The organism is Rhodopirellula sp. UH5 (genome assembly GCF_056839225.1).
Genome location: NZ_CM166390.1, coordinates 2,225,510 through 2,242,754 on the forward strand (window position 1 = coordinate 2,225,510; position 17,245 = coordinate 2,242,754).

Annotated in this window: 12 protein-coding genes; 6 read left to right on the plus strand and 6 right to left on the minus strand. The window is 56.9% G+C overall.

What is annotated here, in order from left to right; translation table 11 throughout:
- Positions 1-201 precede the first annotated feature (201 nt).
- Entirely contained in the window at positions 202-2,817 is a 2,616-nt protein-coding gene (locus UH5x_RS08020) for a M1 family metallopeptidase (RefSeq protein WP_482635339.1), read from the plus strand.
- Positions 2,814-3,437 carry a DUF6702 family protein gene (locus UH5x_RS08025; RefSeq protein WP_482635340.1) on the plus strand — a complete coding sequence of 208 codons (624 nt, stop codon included), beginning with the start codon at positions 2,814-2,816 and terminating at the stop codon, positions 3,435-3,437. Before UH5x_RS08020 ends, UH5x_RS08025 begins: the two co-directional genes overlap by 4 nt.
- 18 nt (positions 3,438-3,455) lie before the next feature.
- Here UH5x_RS08025 and UH5x_RS08030 read toward each other — a convergent pair whose 3' ends face one another.
- Positions 3,456-4,319, minus strand: a complete 864-nt coding sequence (locus UH5x_RS08030; RefSeq protein WP_047816905.1) for a ParA family protein — start codon at positions 4,317-4,319, stop codon at positions 3,456-3,458.
- Positions 4,320-4,393: 74 nt separating this feature from the next.
- Complete coding sequence (locus UH5x_RS08035; RefSeq protein ID WP_047816906.1) at positions 4,394-4,669, minus strand: hypothetical protein; 276 nt, start codon at positions 4,667-4,669, stop codon at positions 4,394-4,396.
- A gap of 375 nt (positions 4,670-5,044) precedes the next feature.
- Between UH5x_RS08035 and UH5x_RS08040 the strand changes: the two genes are divergently transcribed.
- The 4 genes from UH5x_RS08040 (at position 5,045) to fliG (ending at position 11,228) form a co-directional block, all read left to right on the plus strand.
- Entirely contained in the window at positions 5,045-5,923 is an 879-nt protein-coding gene (locus UH5x_RS08040) for a TIM barrel protein (RefSeq protein ID WP_482635341.1), read from the plus strand.
- A 58-nt stretch (positions 5,924-5,981) separates the two neighbouring features.
- Positions 5,982-8,333 (plus strand): SANT/Myb-like DNA-binding domain-containing protein, encoded by a 2,352-nt coding sequence (locus UH5x_RS08045; protein WP_482635342.1) that lies wholly within the window; start codon positions 5,982-5,984, stop codon positions 8,331-8,333.
- 61 nt (positions 8,334-8,394) lie between these two features.
- On the plus strand, positions 8,395-10,041 hold the full coding sequence (locus UH5x_RS08050) for a Na+/H+ antiporter NhaC family protein (protein WP_482635343.1): 1,647 nt from the start codon (positions 8,395-8,397) through the stop codon (positions 10,039-10,041).
- 161 nt (positions 10,042-10,202) lie between these two features.
- Positions 10,203-11,228, plus strand: a complete 1,026-nt coding sequence (gene fliG, locus UH5x_RS08055) for a flagellar motor switch protein FliG (RefSeq protein WP_047816909.1) — start codon at positions 10,203-10,205, stop codon at positions 11,226-11,228.
- Between the two features lie 566 nt (positions 11,229-11,794).
- Here the strand turns inward: fliG and UH5x_RS08060 are convergent.
- The 4 genes from UH5x_RS08060 to UH5x_RS08075 form a co-directional block, all read right to left on the minus strand.
- Positions 11,795-12,577, minus strand: coding sequence for a tetratricopeptide repeat protein (locus UH5x_RS08060; RefSeq protein WP_482635344.1), 783 nt, complete (start codon positions 12,575-12,577; stop codon positions 11,795-11,797).
- Between the two features lie 76 nt (positions 12,578-12,653).
- Complete coding sequence (locus tag UH5x_RS08065) at positions 12,654-13,412, minus strand: LssY C-terminal domain-containing protein (protein ID WP_482635345.1); 759 nt, start codon at positions 13,410-13,412, stop codon at positions 12,654-12,656.
- 756 nt (positions 13,413-14,168) lie between these two features.
- Positions 14,169-14,945 (minus strand): SIMPL domain-containing protein, encoded by a 777-nt coding sequence (locus tag UH5x_RS08070; protein WP_482635346.1) that lies wholly within the window; start codon positions 14,943-14,945, stop codon positions 14,169-14,171.
- Positions 14,946-15,605: 660 nt separating this feature from the next.
- Positions 15,606-16,682: a transposase gene (locus UH5x_RS08075; RefSeq protein ID WP_482635347.1), complete on the minus strand. Its 1,077-nt coding sequence runs from the start codon at positions 16,680-16,682 to the stop codon at positions 15,606-15,608.
- Between the last annotated feature and the right edge of the window lie 563 nt (positions 16,683-17,245).

The window sequence follows — 17,245 nt, forward strand, 5'->3', positions numbered from 1 at the left end:
CGAACAGAAGCACCGTGGGAGCCCCTCAAAGGAGGAATCCATGGGACTTGACATCCCAGCAATACAAATCTGCAGAGAAAATGAACTCCCTAACCAGATTGAACCTGGCACGGGGACAAATCGTGATTGCAGACGAAGTATCCTGTAGAAACACCAGTTTGATCCCAGTTTGGTAACTCACCGCCTCAGGTCTTCATTGTGATGCGATTTCGATCGATCCTGCCTTCATCTCTTGCTGCCCCCATGTCGAATTCAGGTCTCTCGTCCGTGATGGTCTGCCTGACCGTCGGATTGGCATGGATATTGACCACGTTCGCTTGCAACCCTGCCTCCGCACAACCGCTGCCCAATCCCAAGCATGGTGACCCGACGGACAAGTTCCACCCGCTGGAACCCTGGTTGCCGACGCCCAACGTTTACCGCACGGCATCCGGGGCGCCGGGACCTCAGTACTGGCAACAACGCGCCGACTACGCCATCGACATCGCGTTGGACGACGAAAATCAATCGCTCAGCGGCACCTGCGAAATCACCTACCACAACCAATCCCCCGACACGCTGGATTACCTGTGGGTGCAACTGGATCAAAACCGATTCAAAAACGATTCCGTCGCAATCACCAGTCAAGCGGCCCCCGGAATCAGCTCTCAGGCGACCTTCAAGTTCGTCGAAACCATGCTCGCTCAACAAGCGTTTGACGGAGGCTACAAGATCAGCTCCGTGACCGATGCCAAGGGCGATGCGATTGACTACCTGATCGTCGACACGATGATGCGAGTGGACCTGGGCGCACCACTTCCACCGGGCAAATCAACTCAACTGAACATTGAATACAGCTACAACATTGTCGACGCGAAAATGATTCGCGCTCGGGGCGGCTACGAGTTCTTCGAAGACGACAAAAACTACATCTACGAAGTCGCTCAGTGGTTCCCTCGGATGGCGGCCTACACCGACTACACCGGCTGGCAACACCACCAATTCTTAGGCTCCGGTGAATTCACCTTGGAACTGGGCGACTATGACGTTCGGATCGATGTTCCCGCCGACATGGTGGTCGCATCAACGGGAACCCTGAAGAACACCAACGAAGTCCTGAAACCTGAATGGAAGACTCGTTTGGCCAAGATGAAAAAGGGCGAGGACCCGGAATTCATCATCACCCCCGAAGAAGCGAAGGAAAACGAAAAGTCGAAGTCCAAAGAACGTGCGACTTGGAACTTCACCGCCAAAAATGTTCGCGACTTTGCCTTCGCTGCCAGCCGTAAATTCATCTGGGACGCGATGCCGGTCAAAGTGGGCGACCAAACCGTGTTGGCCATGTCGTACTATCCCAACGAAGCCGAACCGCTGTGGAGCCAGTACAGCACTGAATCCATCGCTCACACGTTGGAAGTCTACGGACGCTATTCGTTTGAGTATCCCTACGAGGTCGCGATCAGCGTCAACGGGCCGGTCTACGGAATGGAATACCCCATGATCTGCTTCAACGGCCCGCGCCCGGAAAAGGACGGCACGTACAGCAAAGCCACCAAGTATGGATTGATCAGTGTCATCATCCACGAAGTTGGCCACAACTTCTTCCCGATGATCGTCAACAGCGACGAACGCCAGTGGACGTGGATGGACGAAGGGCTCAACACGTTCCTGCAATACCTGACCGAGCAAGAATGGGAAGACAACTACCCCTCGCGACGTGGCCCGCCCGAAAAGATCGTTCCCTACATGCGAGGCAGCAACCAACGGCCGATCATGACCAGCAGCGACGAGATCCTGCAATTTGGTTCCAACGCCTATGGCAAGCCTGCCACCGCACTGAACATCCTGCGGGAAACGGTGCTGGGACGCGAACGGTTTGACTATGCGTTCTCGCAGTACGCGAAACGTTGGAAGTTCAAACGCCCCACACCCAGTGACTTTTTCCGCACGATCGAAGACGCCTCCGGGACCGACCTGGATTGGTTTTGGCGAGGTTGGTTCTACAGCACCGATCACGTGGACGTCTCCATCGAAGGCGTCGAACTGTATCTGATCGACAGTGGCGATCCAGACGAAACCGCCGAACGCAAACGCAAGCAGAAGGACGCTCGCGAAGACAACGTGACCGATGAACGCAACCAAGCTCTGCCACTTCGACGACGAATCGATTGGCGTCCCGGATTGAAAGACTTCTACAACGCGGCGGACTACGACGAAGACAAAGTCGAAGAAAATGATCGCAAGAACTACCAAAAGTTCCTCGACAAACTGAGCGACGAACAACGTGCCATGCTTCGTCGGACCACTCGGTTCTACGTCATTCAGTTTGCCAACCAAGGTGGACTGGTGATGCCGGTTCCATTGCGCATTCACTACGCCGACAACACGTCCGAGGACGTTCAACTGCCACCTGAAATCTGGCGTGTGAACAGTCAGACCGTGAAACGGTTGTTCCTGACCGAAAAGGAAATCGTTCGTCTGGAAATCGATCCCAAACGAGAGATCGCCGACACGGATGGCAGCAACAACCACTGGCCACCAAAGTTGGAACCAAGCCGCTTCAAGCTCTACCAATCCGGAAAATCCAGCAATCCAATGCGGAAGGCTGCTGAAAAGGAAAAGGCCGAGCAGAAAAAGAAAGCGGAGCAGGAAAAGAAAGAGTCCGATCCCAAAGCAGATGACTCCAACAAACCCGCGGCCAAGCCGGATGCAGACAAGTCCGCCGAGTCCAAAAGTAAAAAGCCCGAGGACAAGAAACCGGCCGACAAGAAGCCTGAAGGCAAGGAACCGGTCGAAAAGAAGCCTGAAGACAAGTCTTCAGAGGCCTCTGAAGAATGATCGCCCTGGTCACTTGCAGCTGGATTCTTCTGGGCGGGATGCTATTGCATCCCACCCAGGAAACGCTGTGTGAACTTCAATGGAACCCGGACACCGAGCGAATCGAAATTGCGTTTCGTTTGACCCTCGGGGACGAAGAACGTTTGCTGAAAGAAGCGGAGTCAACGCTTACAAAATTGCGAGCGAAACAAGTGGACTCCGATTCAAACTCCGAGGTGGATCCTCTCTCCGTCGCGGACGGCAAGTCGGCGATCCAGTTGAAATCTCAGCAACTAGCGTTCGGCCGCCACATGACATTCGCCAATGACGACGCGTGCCTGCCGGCACCGACCGTCGCCAATGCCGCGAAGTATCGCTGGGTGGGACGCCGAGAAGAAGGCATCCACGTGTGGTGGTTCGCGGAGTACTCAGTTGCGTCCAGGGACGCCTCCGAAATCAAACCGCCCAGCCACGTGCGGTGTGATTTGTTCGTCGACAGGGCCCGAAACACTGCTCATCCCAGTGGACACGGTCCGCACGATGCGTTTCAAAACACCTTCGTGATTCTGGGGCACCCCGTTCCGGTCTCCGCCGTGATCACACCGCGGGACCCGGTCGCAGAACTACAATGGCCGGACTGATTCCTCCGGCCGCCCAGCTTAGGCTGCCATGCGAGCGTTTTGCGTCACTGCACTTCGACGCTGAGCGTTCGAGTGCTTGCCAGCGTGGGACGCTTCCTGAGCCAGCACTTCTTCAGCGAGCGATTGATAATCGATCGCTCCATTGCTTTCGCTGGAGTAATCAAAGATCGATTGCCCAAAGCTGGGAGCTTCCGCCAATCGAATGTTGCGGCGAATCCGAGTGTCAAAGAACTTGGCTCCCGAGAAGAACTCGCGTCCGTCCTTGGAAGCAGCGAAGAACTCATCGATGTCAGTGCTGACTTCGGCGGCCAAACGCGTGTTCGCGTCGTACATGCACAACACCACTCCGCTGAGCCGCAGTTTGTTGTTCATCCGTCGCGAAACGACTTCGATTGTTCGCAACAGCTTGGACAAACCGTGCAACGCCAAAAAGTGTGGTTGCAGTGGCAAGAAGACTTCCTCGACCGCGACCAACGCGTTGAGCGTCAGCACACCCAGACTCGGAGGGCAGTCCAAGACCAAGTAGTCGAAGTCTTCCTCATCGTCCGCCAGTTTGTCGCTCAAAATCATTTCGCGACCGACTTCACCCGCCAACTCCATTTCAGCGGCAGCCAAGTCCAGGTTGGACGGGACCACAAACAGGTTTTCACCGACTTGTTGGCGTGCTTCAGAAAGCGAAACATCGCTGCACAAAACTTCGTACATCGAGGGAACACTTCCATCGATGGCAGTGATTCCAAGGTGCAATGACGCGTGAGCTTGTGGATCCAAATCCATCACACAGACGCGACGACCGGATCGAGCGAGAGCGGCGGCCAAATTGACGCTGCTGGTCGTTTTGCCCACACCACCTTTTTGATTGATGACAGCGATTGATCGCATGATGGCAATGCTCCTGAGTTACAAATGGTTAAGGGCGTGCGTTGAGAGGGATCCGATCCAAATCGGGCAACCGATCAAGCGGTCCGCAGATCGTTGCTGAGATCTTGGTATGCCAAAAGAACGTCATACAAATCCGAGTCGATTCGCACCACATCATCTGCGAAATCCATCAGCCAAGTTCGGTTGCTCTGGCCCGCTTCGATCAACAATCGAGCCACTTGAGCCAGCGGAAGCGAAACAGTTTTGGGCGTTTCCAATCCCGCCATGCGATCCAGTTCCATCTCGCGACGAGCTTGTTTCAGGTCGGTGGAATCCGATTTCGATTGATGACGGGCAGTGAGGGATGTCACAGAGAGTCATTCCATTGACGAGTGTTTTCGGTTGGCATGGCCGCGAAGATTGGCAACCCGTGGACCAGGATGTAACAAGCCGAGCGGGTTCGACGCCAGGGCGTCGCGTGAAAGAAGTATCGACTGTGCCGACTGGGCAACTTGAGGGAATTTTGCGGGCAATGAATTCCGCTTGAATCGGATCCCAAAAAGCGGCCAAGATCTTCTTGGTCTCGCACGACCATCGGCGTCCACCGGCGTTTTCGGGACAGATTCCTGGCGGCAAGGTGTTCCAGCTCGGACGACCTGTTGAATGCCCCCCTCCGAAGCGATCATGATAGATGCCCCAGACGCCCCGCCCTTTCGTCGCCACGCCCCCCTCCCAGAGGCCTACCAATGCCAATCTCAAATCCACCTCCGGTATCCGGGCAGCCCAGCGTGTCCAATCGGCCCGCTCAAACACAACTTGCCACCGAATCCACCCAGCCAAACGAAACCGTGACCGGACTGAAACAATCGATCATGGGCTGGTGTTTCAAACCCATGCCCGTGATGACGTTGGCCACCGAAGCCAAGAAAATCGGCTACACCGCTCTGGAAGGTGTCGGCGCAGAACACTACCCCGCGATCAAGGAACTGGGACTCGACATTTCGTTGGTCGGCAGTCACGGCTTCCAAAAAGGCCCCCTGGATCCCGCCAATCACCCAGCCGTCGAACGAGCACTCCGGACTGGAATCGATTTGGCAGTGGAGTACGGTTCGCCCTCGGTCATCACGTTCACTGGAATGAAAACCCCCGGGATCACCGAGGAAGCCGCCTTTCGAAACTGTGTCGCGTGTTGGAAGCGGGTGACTCCCTACGCGGAGCAGCACGGCATCCAAATCGTCCTGGAACATCTCAACAGCGTCGATGACTCCCATCCCATGAAAGGGCACCCGGGATACTGGGGCGACGACATCCATCGGTGCGTGGACCTGATCCGTGCCGTCGATTCGCCAGCCATGAAATTGCTGTTTGACATCTACCACGTGCAAATCATGCACGGTGACGTGACCCGTCATATCCGCCGTTATCACGAATTTGCGGGGCATTATCACACCGCCGGCAATCCGGGCCGCGGAGAGCTGGATTTTAACCAAGAAATCAACTATCCACCTATCATCCAGGCCATTCGAGAGACCGGCTATACTGGATACCTCGCCCAAGAATTCATTCCCACCAACCCGGATCCGATCGCCTCCCTTCGCCAAGCATTCAGGTTGTGTAACGTCTGATTTCTTGGACCCCCGCCACCGAACGTTGGCACCTGAACTTCGGTTCGCATTTTCGAACATGTCCGAAAAAAACCACCCCAATCACCGACCGATCGACGCTTCGATCGACGACGCGAATCCGAATTCGGATCGTGATGCGGCGGAGGGGAATGCGTTGACGCGGCCAGGTTTGCCAACCGCCGAGTCCGACGATTCGAGTGACGAACGGGCAGGCGATTCTGGCGATTCGATCTTTGACCAAATTCGTCATTGCCATCCGAATCCCCAAGCGGCGACCGAACTGCTCGATGACCTGCATTTCGCCACCTTGGGTTTGCGAACCAACGAAAGCCGCCTGCACATCATCCGAACCGCCACCAAACGCAGCGCTGGTGCGCTCGCGTCGGTTCAGGTCAGCAAGCCTTCGACGATCAATGAATGCCACTTGGCCCGTGTGATCACGTCCGCCTATCGAGTGATGGATCCGCGGTATCGGATCGACCGGCATCAACAAGTCCAACTGGGGCGGATCCTCCCGTTCGAACTGGAAAGTGTTTCCTGCAAGTCGTTTTCGCAAGAAACGTTCTTCGCGACGACCGGCCAAGACTCATCGCTTCCAAACAATGTTCTGATCCCCCACCCTCCCGCTGCCTTGCCCACCACCCCGCGTGGTCAATTGATTGACCTGGCCATTGAGGCCAGCGATCCACAGAAGATTGCCGAAGCGACAACGCCGCCGACCAATTGGGTTCAAACGGTCGAACAATCCCTGTTGGACGACCTGCCGCCTCGAAACGAAGGCGAACAGGTTCTCGAAGAGATGCGTGCTCATCGAGGACGTTTGAAACGCTGGATGTCGGAGGTCCGCACACTGATTGGGCTCTCCGTGCTTTGCCTTGCTGCGACGTTCTACTTGGCCTACTGGCTTGGCGCTCGCCAGGCGAACCAATCGTCCACCGCCATCAATCCCACAGATCGGATTGCGAGAGTCGAAGCGGACGCACCCGCGTCCCTGACGCCTGAGTTGCCCGCGGCGGAATCGCAACTCAACAATGAAGCCTTCACCCCGGAAATTGCCCCCGCCCCAACCTCCGTGGCGATGACTCCCAGTGGCCCAGCCGTGGCAGAACTCGCAGCGGAGTCCGGAAACGAATCATCCACCACCCAATCCAATGTTCCCCTGCCGGATCCCCAACCGGCCAAGGTGGAATCCGACATCGTGGCCAGCGTCGATGTGGCCGCCCTCGTCGAGACGGATCCAGCAGCCCCCGGCACTGAAACATCGGAGGCTTCCATGGAAATGTCCCCCGTGTCGGATGCCCCGGACTCCGACGCTCTCGCTTCCAGCTCAACCACCGACACTTCCCCTGAGATCAAGTCACCGTCGCCCGTGGAATCACGGCCCCCGAGTGAAGTTGTTCCCCCACGTCGCGAACCACGCTGGACTGACGCGCAGATCAGCGAAGCGACGCAGGAACTGTGGGACGAGACCGAACGAGCCTCACGACGTTTCCAGTTGACGGAAGCCGCTGGACTGATCGACCAGTGGGAACTGATCGCGGAACTGGCCGGCACGGGATCGCTTGAACACCTCGCTGCGATGCACCTCAGCTTGCGAGCCAGTTGGCTGGCTGAGCCGTTTGAAACGACATGCCAACGTGCCCAGGACTTGGCCGCGTTGACCGCCGCGGTGACGGGATCAGCAACGCCAGAACCATCCGAATCGGCAACGGACACTCCGTTCACTTGGTCCGAACCAATGGTCCGCCAGTTGATCGAGAGCTGGCGTGCCTGTCGCTTGACCATTTCCACCACCGAACACCTCAATCATCTGCTGTTGCGTTCCAATGAACTGTTGGACCAATTGATTTTGAACAATCAAAATCAATGGTGCTCTTCGTTTGGATTCGACGCGGAACGACTGATCGCCTTCACGACCGATGAACAGTCCCGGACGGAACTGGAAGACTTGCTGGCATCCGTCAAAACGCTACCGACGGGCGCCGAACTGGAACGCATGCAGCAATCCGACGCATCGGCCGGCGTGCTGGGACGAACACTGTGCCTGCATCTTCGCCGCTGGGACAAAGGCGTGCCGTTGATGTGCAACGCTTCCGATTCGCGTCTGGCATCGGTTTCAAAAGCCGAAATGCAGTGGCGAGAAGCAAACAATCAGCCCGCAGCAGAAGACGTCAACCAAACGCGAGCCGAACTGGGGGTTCGATGGTCAAAGATTGCCAGCCACTACGGTGGTCGAGACGCGGCCTCCATCCGATTGCATGCCTTGGAATTGCTCGAAGGACTGGAAGCGTATGCGGATCAACGCGCTGAGATCCTTGACTTGCTCCCGCGTTACATGACCGCCAGCCTGTCCAAAGCGTCTGCAACCCAAAGTCTGTCCGCTCCGGTTCGCTTGTCGCGGTTGCGATAGCCGCCCCCCTCAACGAACCCCTTTCGCTCAGACGCCTCGCAGCCCATCGACGGAGACCGCTATGACTGACGGCATCGAATCCCTGTTGCCGCCCGCCGTCGCGATCATCCTGGCGTTGATCACCCGTCGTGTCCTGGTGCCGTTGTCGATCGGCATCCTGGTCGGCGCCGCAACCTTGGCCTCGCAAGAATCCAGCGGCCCGCTCAGCGTTCTCACAGGGACCGCTTCTCGCTTCATTCAAACGATTGACCAATCGGTCCGTGACTGGGATCACCTGCACGTCTTGGCGTTCACGCTGTTACTCGGAGCCATGGTTGGTGTGCTCGAATCCTCCGGCAGCATGGCTCGGATGATCTCCGGTTGGACTCGCCGCGTCTCCACCCGTCGCGGTGGACAATCCCTGATCGGGTTCACTGGGCTGCTGATCTTCTTCGACGACTACGCCAACACTTTGTTGGTGGGCGGAACGATGAGAACCACCGCCGATCGCTATGGAATCTCCCGGGCCAAGCTGGCCTACCTGGTTGATTCCACCGCCGCCCCCGTCGCGGGACTGACGCTCGTGAGCACTTGGGTTGCAACCGAACTGAGCTACTTGCAAGAAGGACTCGCTGACGCCGGCATCGAAGCCACCAACATGACGTTCTCCGTGTTTCTGCAGAGCCTTCCCTATCGCTTCTACCCGTTGTTGGCATTGTGGTTTGTGTTTGTCATCGCCACCTCGGGCCGCGACTTTGGCCCCATGTGGGCCGAAGAAAACGCAGCCGCCCAAAAGCCCAGGTCACACCACAAACAATCGCCCGCCGGATCCTGGGCCGACATTTTCGCGGCTGTCATGCCCGTCGGGATCTGCCTGATCGTGATCAGCGGCGTGCTCGTCTACACCGGACTGCAGGAACCAGCCGAATCCGAAATGTCTCGGTGGCAATACTTCGGTCACGTGATCGGTTCCGGCAATTCCTACCTCGCATTGGTCGCCGGAGGAGGCGCAGGCTTGATCGCAGCGGGCACGCTTGCGATCGCTCTCAGTGGAGTCTCCTGGGAATTGGTCATCATGGGATCTGCGAAAGGCATGCTCCAGATGCTGCCTGCCATGGCAGTGCTGTGGCTGGCGTGGGCGTTGTCTTCGCTGACCGGCGAAGACCAACTGAACACCGGTGGGTACCTTGCCTCGATCCTGAACGAACGTCTTCCCGTTGAATGGTTGCCGACCTGTGTTTTTCTGCTCGCGGCATTCATCGCGTTCGCAACCGGAACCAGCTGGGGGACGATGGCGATCCTGACGCCCCTCGCTGTCGCCTTGTCAATCAATCTTCAACAGTCACTGCTGGCGTCGGAAACACTGCTGGCCGCGTCTGACATGGGCTTGTCGGGCGGATCCCCCTCCGGCACGGCCGCCTCATTGGCGATGTCACCCATTTGCTTGGCTACCTTCAGCAGTGTTCTCGCTGGTGCAATCTTTGGCGACCATTGCTCCCCGTTGTCTGACACGACGGTGCTGTCCAGTCGCGCGTGTGACTGCAATCACGTGCTTCACGTTCGCACACAAATGCCTTACGCCTTGGTCGTTGGCGTCACTTGCATTCTCTTCGGAACCCTGCCCGCATCCTGGGGCGTCTCCCCATGGATCAGCTTGCTGATCTCGGCCGCCGTGCTTTGGGTGATCGTTCGAATGCTCGGCAAACACCCCCAATCGGCATCCACCTAGCCGAGTTTGCGGGTTCTGTCACCTATTCCGATTCAAAATGAAGTCGAAGCCATCCAGGGCTTCCTTCGATTGAGCTGCCATCCTGAATTGCCGATGAAAGAGGAGTGAAGTCCCCGTCGTTCGTCACACCAATCAGTTTGCGTGGCAGGTTTCCAATCGAAATGCAAAACTCTGTGACCACCAATCCTGTCGACGATCGCGGACTGACCAAAGCAGCCATCTTGCTGATGAGCCTGCCCACGAAGGTCGCAGCCAAGGTTCTGGGACAATTGCCGCCGCGATTGATCGAAACGATCAGCATCAAAATCGCTCAGATTGACTCGGTCGGTGGCGACGAACAAGAAGTGGTGATCGCCGAGTTCTTGACCAGCAAAGCGAGCTCCATCTACGCCAGCCCCGGCGGCTTGGAACGCGCCAAGGAACTGATCAAAGAAGCCCTGGGCCGCGATGCCAGCGAACTGATCGGCAATCTGCAACAAACGATCGAGGCGATGCCTTTCGGCTTCGTCAAAAAAGTCGACACGCAAACGTTGCTGCAGTTCATTGGAGAGGAACACCCCCAAACGATTGCGCTGCTGCTCTCGCACGTCCCCTCTTCCTACGCCGCCGAAGTGTTGGGCGGACTCGACAGCGTGAAACAGCTCGAGGTGATCCGCCGAATCGCCGCCATCGGAAGAACCAGCCCCACGGCGGTCTCCGAACTGGAACGGGGCCTGGAGCTGCGGCTCAGCAACATGGTCAACCAGCAACACAGCAACACCGGTGGTGTGGAAAGCGTTGCCGAAATCCTCAACGTGGTCGAACGTGCCATCGAGCGGACAATCATGGAATCCCTGGGGCGCGAGGATCCAGAATTGTCAGAAGACATTCGGCGCCTGATGTTTGTCTTCGAAGACATCTCCAAACTCGGCGACCGCGATATCCAAGCGTTGCTCAAGAATGTCGAAACCGCGCAGTGGGCGATGGCACTCAAGGGTGCCAGCGAAACGCTCCAGCAAAAGGTCCTGCGAAACATGAGTTCGCGAGCCGCCGAGAACCTGCAAGAAGAAATGGGGTACCTGGGCAGCGTGCGGATCAGCGAAGTCGAATCGGTTCAACAAAAGATCGTCGACATCGTCCGCCACCTCGAAGACACGGGCGAAATCTCACGCCCGACCGGCGAAGCCGAAGAAGAATACGTGACCTGAGTTCTCACGCTCTCACGCACGAAAGGCTCCCCCAACACCACGCCTTTCATCGCCGCCAACCGCTTTGACTTGATCCCAAACGGTTGCATTGCCCCGAGACACCGCTGCCCTGTCAGAAAAAACCGGTTCAGCTCACCAATTCGATTGAAGCATTTGACCGGTGCGATCCGATACTCCTTGTACCATGGATTGGGAGGGTGGAACGATCGGTGCCATATCGTTCCAGCAATGATAGGGCCATGGTGAGGCAGGGAGGGCTTCACCATGGCCCTTCCCTTGCGCTGACACCTCCCGCTGCGATTGGCAACCGCCAGTTTCCCGAAGGAAAGCAGGGCACTTCTGGCCTTCTGATCGCAGTGCTGTGCGCGGATCTCAACGCGAAAAGCATCGTCCAACCATGGTTCGCGAGATCGCTTGGCCTGTTCGGATCGACATCTTCAATCGGCGGTCTCTCAACTCTCGACAAGACGGTCCGACGCGGGCCAACTTGAGAGACCTCACCGCAGGAACGGCAACGGCTGGCTGACTCATGGCGTCAGTCAATTCGCACGGCCCAGACGCGGAACTCAGGTCGTTTGCTTGGGGGCCTCTGATCGAAAAGGCTTCTCAGCTCGGTAGAGGCTCAGTCGAGAACGAAACTCTTTGGTCAACTTTTCATCGGTGGACAGCCGGATTGCCTGCTCTTGATATTTGACAGCCTCATCAAACTTCCCCACCTCGGCGTAGGCAGCTGCAAGTGTGTCGAGTTGGTCTGCCTGCTTCCAGTGGCTCAGCTGATTGGCTCTCTTTGCGTCCTCGATCGCTTTCGGTCCATCCCGGAATGCGCCAATTGGGGAGGTCGCCAGGATCCATGCCCGACCACTGTACGCTGCTGCAAGTTCTGGGGCGATCAAAATCGCTTCGTTGTAGTCCGCCAAGGCTCTCTCGTTGTCGCCCTGTTCCACTAACAGCGTGCCTCGGTTGACATAGGCCGACGCACTTCCGGGATCGATCGCGATTGCTTTGTCGTAGTCTGCCAAGGCCTTCTCGAGCTCGCCCTTGAGTCGCCACAGATTCCCCCTGCTGAAGTGTGCGTCCCCATCCTTCGGCTCGAGGGCAATGGCTTCATTGAGATCCGCCAAGGCTCGGTCGTGATCTCCCCGAGCGGTCAACACAAAGCTTCGGCACTTGAACGCAAACGCGTTGTTGGGACTCAGAGCAATGGCAGCGGTGAACTCAGCAATCGCCTTGTCCAGCTCACCTTGATTGTAGAATTCCACCCCCTGATTGCATCGTTCCTTCGCGGCATCCGCTTGCCCGAAAGCCGCGGTGCCAACCAGACAGGCGACTAGCACCAAAACAAAACGCATCGACGTTCTCTTTTTTAAGAGGGATCAAACACTGGACGACCTCACACATCTGTCCCGACGGTTCCTCCGTCCTTCCTCAATCTTGAGCGGTCGCGACGGGTTCCATTGTCGCTCGAATCACCCCGCGGTAAAGATCACCATCCGTTTGCCAGGGATCCCCGCCTCCGTTTCGCCCGGAGCGGCGCAGATGAAATCCACGCACGATGAACTTCGATTCAAGTTGCCCCGTTTTCTCCAAGCACTCGAACAGGTAGTCCCGCTCGGTATCAACATCCGCGGCAGTGACGTGAGTGATTTGCCCCGTCGTTCGGCTGAGGCCCACGTGCTCGTCATAGACGGCCGACCCGATCCATTGGGGGCGTCCATCGTCGCTCAACTCGTTGCTCTTCCAAAAACGCACGTGATGTCGATGCCGTGGGCTATCGCCAACCGGTTGCTCAAAAGCAAAATCTTCCTTGCGTCCATCGAGGTACAAACTGCTGACCGGCGCCGCATCATCGGGCCTGGAGAGAACCGTGTCGGCCGCAATCTTGAGGTCGCTCTTGATTCCCAAGGCGGACGCCGCATACCAGCCCGCAGCATTCATGATCGATTCAAGTTGCAGGTCGGTGCCGATCAACTCCACGTTCAGCGGATCACCTGGGTGATGATCCCCCGTTTCTGTGATCCGCGGCACGTCGTCCAACGCAGGATCCACCCGCGCGACACTCTGCCAGACAAGAGGGGCGACCAGGTACGCCAAAATGCCCCAAATCAATCCCAGGCCAATGAGCAAGTGAATGACTCGGCGGCGGCGAGACAGAGACGACTGAGCCGGAGCAGATTCTTCGTTCAATTTCGATGTCTTCCAATGCGATGGGCATAAAGAGGTTCCGCGTGACACGTGATCAGCGTTGGGCGATTGACCGTCCACTTCACAAGTCCAACTCCGTGGCAAGGCCCGTCAGGTGCCAGCCACATTCCGAATCGCCACCAACGGTCTCGGGGAGGACGCCTGAGACCACTCGATGACGAACGACTTGCAAGCAGACGAGAAAACCGGAAACCCGTTCGCCCGTGCATGTCATGGTTCAGCCTCTTCCGGCGGCGTCAACTCGAGCGCCATTGCCCAATCGCGGTTTTCCCGCGTCCGGATCTCGACGGGACGACCAGGCTCGCAAAGCGAGGGAAGCCCGAACTGGTCGAGGAGCCCCAAGCGGAAAATGCAGTTTGCAAAACATTTGTCGGTCTTCGGATTCAATTTTACATCAATGTCGAACGGGGCAAGTCCGTCGCTTCCGATCCAAGTGACGCCGGCCAAGTGGTAGCTGTCACGTGATTGCTGATCGATTTTCAGTTCGATTACCCCATCGGACCACCAATTCGTGAGCCTTCTCCGAGCAGGATCGGAAGCAGAACAAATAGGACCGGCGCGAAATCGGTGGAGCGAGATGCGGTGGCTACTGACGGTTCGATCCCAGTCGCGATGTTGTTTGGCGGTTGATACGGTTCGACGTCAGCCATGAATTTCCGTTGGGGAACCTCAGACATCTCGGGGGACGGAGAGTTGGTTGTCCCTTTTAATAACCCCGCAAGACGTCCGCCCGTGCATTCATGGTTCCGCGTCTTTTACGGGGAGCATCTCAAACTTGATGGTCACGTCGGCAGAAATGGAAACTTGACCAGGGGTGTTGAGCTCCAGGGACTCTGCCTTGGCGTCATCACGTTGCACAACGAAAGTATACTCGTGGCCCTGATGTGCTGTGACAATCGCGATGACCGATCGAGGCGTATCTGCAATCGCAAAGAAGTCAGTTGCGGCTTCGTTGTACTCGACGTGCTCCTCAATCTGCAGGGCAGACCCCAGTTTCATGCCTGCAAGTTCAGTTAAGTGCTCAGCCTTCTCTTTCGCATGCGCTACCGCCAATCGCCTCGCTTCAAACTGGTGCTTGCGTTGGCTGCTGACGCGAAATTGCATGCGTGATACATTCGCAAGTCCGACATCGAACGCGTCAGCCAAAAGCGATTCGATTTTGTCGAAGTCCGTCAGCCGAACCAAGATTGATCGCGAATAGTTGTACGCAATCGGGGTTTCTTGGCGTTCCCCATACTCTCCGTAGTACGGTGAAACTTCTAGGGCATCCAACTTTATGTCGGCCTTGGGAACTTGATGTTCGCTTAGCCGTTGTAGGAGGGAAAGTAATACGGAGTCATTCTTTCGCTTGGCATCCAGAAGCTTCGTCTCACGCGAGCGAACGGCAAGCTCAAGCACTACTTCGTCAGGTGTTACGTTTACTTCGCCAGTCGCAGTGACCGTGATGAATCGCTGCTCATCAGCGGCCAGAAGAGTGCATCCTACACAGCAGAGGAGAAAAGTCAGCAATCTCATGTGGGATCCAGAAATGTGTGATGCCTAATTCGCAGAGCGATTCGGCGGGTGGCGGGAATGCCCTTGCAAGCAAACGGAAACACCGACCACTGCCACTCCGTTGAAACCGAAGGTTCCCCTCCGTCTCGACGATTTCGGATGCGTCATCCACTCGGCAATTAGGCGAGGAAGCACATCATTGCAGTTGGGACAACGCATCCCCGGTTCAAAGTCGTCGATCAGTGTACCAACTGTTGAGAAGCAGTCGCGAGCCAGAGCGTCGAGATCGCGAGCTGATACCTTTCTGTGTACGCTTCAACGACTGACTTCGACCAATCGGTCTTATACAGCCGCTGCAACACTCGATACCGGGCCTGTGGCTAGCAGTTACCCAGGCGGGAGTCACACCCGCTAGTCAATCAGACCTTGCCAGTCCGCACGTTCACGGCTTCGTTATCCGCTTACCACGCTCAGGTCAGGAAATTGATCGCGAAACCTGGGGCCACCCACAAACTTTAGCAGCGGCAGTGACCCGCTGTTGCCACAGGAGGACACCTCGGATGCTCATGAGCAACGAATTGCGAGCTTGCACACGAAAGAACCTCGGTATTGGCCGGCAGCGCGCAGCCGTCAACTCAGACGGAATTCAGGGGCAATCGTCAGCTTTGGAAAACGGCTGGATCAGTCCGATGACAATCCAAGCGGGTTTTGGTGGGCGCAAAGCCAATGCTGGCCACACCGTATTGCCTCTTTCGCGAGGCTCTCAGGGGTTCCCGCTGCACGCTTGAAGACTCGCCCAAACTTGCACACGACATCGCACCAGCCCGTCGCATCCAACCCGATTCGGCTCAAGATCGGAGACAAGTGTTCCGGGATCACTCCCACCTTCCCGTCTCGCAACTGCCGCCCGGTCCAGTCGAGCAATTCCAAATACTGAGCCATTGAAACGCTTAAGAATCCCTTGGAGCTCGCCCTGCGACCAGAGCTCTCCAGGCACGGCCCCACCGGATCATCCTGTTCGTTGATCTCAATCGGGCTCATCCAACCACTCTTACGACGCCGCCGACTGCGTTCCCAGTCGTGAGTGTTGGGCCGAGTGCGATCTTCCCGCTCCGCCAGGTCGTCGATCCGATCCTTCGCTCCGGTGTAATCACTGGTTTCCGGCGTTTCAGCGATGGCGGCGCGGATCGGATTGAGGTCCACGTACGCCGCACAAGCCAGCAAACTCGCCTCATCAAGAAGATTTTGCAGCTTGTATCTGCCCTCCCAGAATCGGCCGGTGCACTCATCTTCACGGTTGGCTCGCCGAGCAATATTCTCCGCCGTGCACCGCATCCACCAACTGACATCGGATAGCCGCTGACGCCGTTCGGCTAGCACCTCAGGTTGATTGACGATCATGTCAATCTCTGGCTTGGACGGAATCTCCGGTGAACCGTCAGGCTTGCGACGATGGGGAAACAAACGCAACCAACGACGAGCAACTTCTTCGTCCGTCCAAGCCGCCACCACGTCCGGACGACTACGCAGCACGATGTGCAAATGATTGCTGAGCACCGTGTAGGTCAAGCAATCGATTCCAAAGACACTTGCGAGGAACTCCAGTCGATCACGAATCCACTGCCGCCGATGTTCAAACGATTGCCCCGTGAACGGGTCATCGCCGCACAAGAATGCTCGCCGGACACACCGCTGAACAGCATGAAAGACTTGGATTTCTGCGGGGTCAGCAACTTCGTAACGAGGTTTGCGAACCATGAGGTGTCTCCAACCAGGGGAAGCGATACCACAATCCTACGCACGACACCGCGATAGGCGAGTCAAAAAGTGGGTGGCCCCGTCTCACCGCCCAAAGTCAGGTGGAACCGTTTGCAAGCCATCAGTGTAGCAGTGCCTGATGCGACATGCCGAGAAATTGTCGAATAGGCGAAGGCCGTCCGCCGTTGATATACCGCCAACGTAGAGCGACGGACGGTCGTCACGAATTCCGAACATGTACGACCTGGGTTCTGACTTCATTTCAGTCGAATAACGTCACGCGTAACCGGGAACGCGCGGGATAGATTCTAACGGCCAAGTCGCTTAGCTCGCGTTCTCCGGTTCACGCGTTGGTTACCCGCCGGGTTCATCGAATATGTGCATCCAGCCGTGGTCTCGCCACATTGCGAAATAGTGCCCGACAATTAGCCCGAACAATGCGACCAAAATAGTCGATCCTACGACAAGCAGGAAGAGCAGTGGAGGGTCAATGAACCGAGTCGATGACGATAGCCCGTCAAGGCCACCGTCTGAAACCAACGGGTAAACGACACCCCGAATTA

Bases quoted from the DNA above. Each gene is read 5' to 3' on its own strand.
- UH5x_RS08020 (WP_482635339.1), top strand. From the start codon at position 202: ATGCGATTTCGATCGATCCTGCCTTCATCTCTTGCTGCCCCCATGTCG.
- UH5x_RS08025 (WP_482635340.1), top strand. From the start codon at position 2,814: ATGATCGCCCTGGTCACTTGCAGCTGGATTCTTCTGGGCGGGATGCTA.
- UH5x_RS08030 (WP_047816905.1), bottom strand. From the start codon at position 4,319: ATGCGATCAATCGCTGTCATCAATCAAAAAGGTGGTGTGGGCAAAACG.
- UH5x_RS08040 (WP_482635341.1), top strand. From the start codon at position 5,045: ATGCCAATCTCAAATCCACCTCCGGTATCCGGGCAGCCCAGCGTGTCC.
- UH5x_RS08045 (WP_482635342.1), top strand. From the start codon at position 5,982: ATGTCCGAAAAAAACCACCCCAATCACCGACCGATCGACGCTTCGATC.
- UH5x_RS08050 (WP_482635343.1), top strand. From the start codon at position 8,395: ATGACTGACGGCATCGAATCCCTGTTGCCGCCCGCCGTCGCGATCATC.
- fliG (WP_047816909.1), top strand. From the start codon at position 10,203: ATGCAAAACTCTGTGACCACCAATCCTGTCGACGATCGCGGACTGACC.
- UH5x_RS08060 (WP_482635344.1), bottom strand. From the start codon at position 12,577: ATGCGTTTTGTTTTGGTGCTAGTCGCCTGTCTGGTTGGCACCGCGGCT.
- UH5x_RS08070 (WP_482635346.1), bottom strand. From the start codon at position 14,945: ATGAGATTGCTGACTTTTCTCCTCTGCTGTGTAGGATGCACTCTTCTG.
- UH5x_RS08075 (WP_482635347.1), bottom strand. From the start codon at position 16,682: ATGGTTCGCAAACCTCGTTACGAAGTTGCTGACCCCGCAGAAATCCAA.